The organism is Streptomyces hygroscopicus (assembly GCF_026168105.1).
GTDB lineage: Bacteria > Actinomycetota > Actinomycetes > Streptomycetales > Streptomycetaceae > Streptomyces > Streptomyces hygroscopicus_D.
This window is the reverse complement of record NZ_LBMW01000125.1, coordinates 1-2829: the sequence shown is the minus strand read 5'-3', so window position 1 is coordinate 2829 and position 2829 is coordinate 1. Positions and strand designations below refer to the sequence as shown.

Annotated in this window: 1 protein-coding gene; it reads right to left on the bottom strand. The window is 67.5% G+C overall.

Annotation, left to right across the window (positions count from 1 at the left end; all coding sequences use genetic code 11):
* Positions 1-394: 394 nt before the first annotated feature.
* Positions 395-1738, bottom strand: coding sequence for an endonuclease domain-containing protein (locus AAW14_RS39095; RefSeq protein WP_265569223.1), 1344 nt, complete (start codon positions 1736-1738; stop codon positions 395-397).
* Positions 1739-2829: the final 1091 nt, after the last annotated feature.

Below are 2829 nucleotides of genomic sequence, written 5' to 3'. Positions count from 1 at the left end.
CTCATCTGCTACCGCAGACTCACCAAATGAGATGGCTTCTAAGTCCGTGGCCTGTGTGGCGTGCGGTGGCAGGAGCTCTTGCAAGATCGAAGATCGTCCGGTTCACCGGAGTCGTCGCGAACCCTCCCTGTCAGCCTTGGGTGATACGCCCGGCTTCGACGGGTTAGCCTGAGAGGGCACTCCACCGGCTGTCCGACGGCGGCGATTCACTGTGACCGAGTTGTCGGAGCTCCGCCCCGTACGGCACCCGACGCTGACGCTCGTTCAGATGCGGTGCCACCGCTCCCAGCTTCGCCCGCAACGGACCGATCAACTCATCGAAACGCCCCATACCACGTCAACGAGTCGAAGTACCGGAAGCAACCCGTAGATCTTCGACGGCTCCGGTGCCCGCTCAGAACAGTTCCAGATCCTTGCCGCTGGTGTCCGCGATGACTGGCCGGAACTGGGCAGGGAGGCCGTCCAGTCGGTCAGGACCGGCCGCGGCGGCCACGGCAGGGGCTGTCTCGGCCAACCAGGCACGAAACTGCTCTGCGGCTTCGCGGTAGGGGATTCGCGCCAGGACACGGTGCTCGCCGGAAGGGCAGAAATCGACGGCGACAGTGAGCAGGCAGGAACGGGGCGCGTTCTGACTGCCCGTCCAGGACACGCGCAGGACACCGCAGGGCTTGCGCCCGCGGGGGGCGCGGTGGGTCGGGCGCAATGATCGGCAGGCTATGTGGGCGGTCCATGCGGCGAGGTGCGGCAGGGGCAGGGTGGTGCGTGCGCGGCAGCCGGGGCAGCGGTGCCAGTGACGGAGCCAGTCGTCGGTATCGGTGTGGAAGAGGCGTGTGTAGCGGTTCGCCACGCGGATGTCGTTGCTGTACAGGTGGTCGGGGCGTTCCTGTGTGTTGCAGGACTGGCAGAGGGGGGCGCGGACGTAGCCGTGTTCGTGGCAGTGGTCGAGCACGGTGGCGGGCGCGGTGCGGCAGACGGCGCACGCCCACCCGGCCACCCTGCGGGAGGTACCGGGCTTCCTGCTGAGCACCGAGTACAGCTGGCCTTCCAGCTCTTTGTTGTACGGGCGCAGTGAGGCCGTGGGGCCCTCGGGGCTCGTCGTCTGCCGACCGTCGGCGTCTCGGGCCTGCCGGGGGTGGGAGGGCGGCTCGGTGGCGGCTGCGCCTGCCTGGCGGATCCGCGCGGCTTGCAGCCACTGCGTTTCGGTGTGCTCGGCCGCGTCGAGCAGCCTGACCACAGCGCGCGGCAGCCACCACGTCCGCTGCGCCCCGTCGCGGGTCTGCTCCACGAGCATCTGTCGCCAGTCGATCCCCGCCAGATGGTACGGCCGACCGACTTCACGTCGTGCTGCCCGCTCGGGGCCGCCCAGCTCCTGCAGTTCTTCCGTGATGCGCCGACGCCAGCGCAGCGGCGTTTCCTCGTTGCACTCCTGCCTCGGCGCCCCACGAAACGGACCGATGCGGACCAGGTCCTGTCGGTCCATCCCCACCGCGTTCAGTTCCGCGGCCGCCCGGCGCACCTCAACCTCCGGAACACTCCACTGACCGCCGCTCGCCCTCACCGTCGTCACCACGTGGCCGCCGAGCAGGACGTACCCAACCCGGGCATGGGCAGGAGAGCAGGTGAATGCCCCAGAAACCGTCGGTACAGCACTGCCGGCCGTCAGATCGACCCACAGAGCGTCCGCGGCACCCAGGGTGATCAGGCCGTCCGTGCGACCGGGCATGACACGCTCTGACATACCGACAGGCTAACGGCCTGCAACGAGCCAACCGTTCTCCAAGTGCCTCGGTCAGCGCAGAGGCACCGACATTCCTGTCGGCTGCAGTTGAGGTGGCTCGGCTGCTGGCCCTCGACAACGCGGCGAGCGTGCCGGAAGACCGGCACGCGGCATCTGGCCCAGGCGGTGCGCGAGCCACTACTCGAACGCGTCACCCTGTCCGAGGAGTTCTGGCTTCGGGGTCAGTGCCGCGACGGTTTACGCCGCATCCGCAGCACCACTGCCCTCCTCGCGTCCTTCATCCCCGATCTGGAGGAAGCACTGGCGAGCGCCGACCGTCGTGGTGACCTGCTGATGGGCGGTCCCATGGCTCTGATGAGGTCCCGTCACTCAGCAGCGGATCGATGCACGGAGTCTACACATTCTGTGACTGGACGCATACGTTAAGCGAGGTTTCATGCGGACTTACGGCTATCGCTCCTTCCCGGACGACTCGAATCGCGGGCGGACGGGCCGTGGTTCGGCCGTGGCCAAACGGCAGAGAGGCCCTTGACCCGCGTTTCCGCAGGTCAAGGGCCTGTCTCGGGGGGTGAGTGACGGGACTCGAACCTGTTTCGTATCGCTGTCGTGACCTGCGTCTTTGCTGCCCACCTGGGCAAATCCGGGCATACAGGTGACGGGTGATGACGCTGGATGACGCTGTGCGGCATCCGGTTTGGCCACGGCCAAACGCTCCCGTTGAGGACGATGGGTACGCGTGAAGCGTGGGGTTCGTACCCAAGCGCGCCGCGTGCCGGGTGGGGGAATCCGGATTCACTGAGGCTGTCAGCTTCCGAAGTCGGCTGCACGGATGACCGCCGGCCGGCCATCTGCCGGGCGGCGGTGGAGTTGCCGCCCTGGAAGATCTCCGGGTGGGGGCGCTCAGGGGACCAGTTCATCCATCCCCACCGGCAGTCGCCCCACGAGCACGCATATTGCCGGAGGCCAGACAGTCGTCAAGACGTCGTGGCGATACGGGGTGCCGTTAACGAACGTGTCACGAGCCGCAATCGCCGTTGATCATTTGCGGACCCGCACCTGCCTCTCCCACGCTGCTGCGCCCCGCGAAAGAG

Bases quoted from the DNA above. Each gene is read 5' to 3' on its own strand.
- AAW14_RS39095 (WP_265569223.1), bottom strand. From the start codon at position 1,738: ATGTCAGAGCGTGTCATGCCCGGTCGCACGGACGGCCTGATCACCCTG.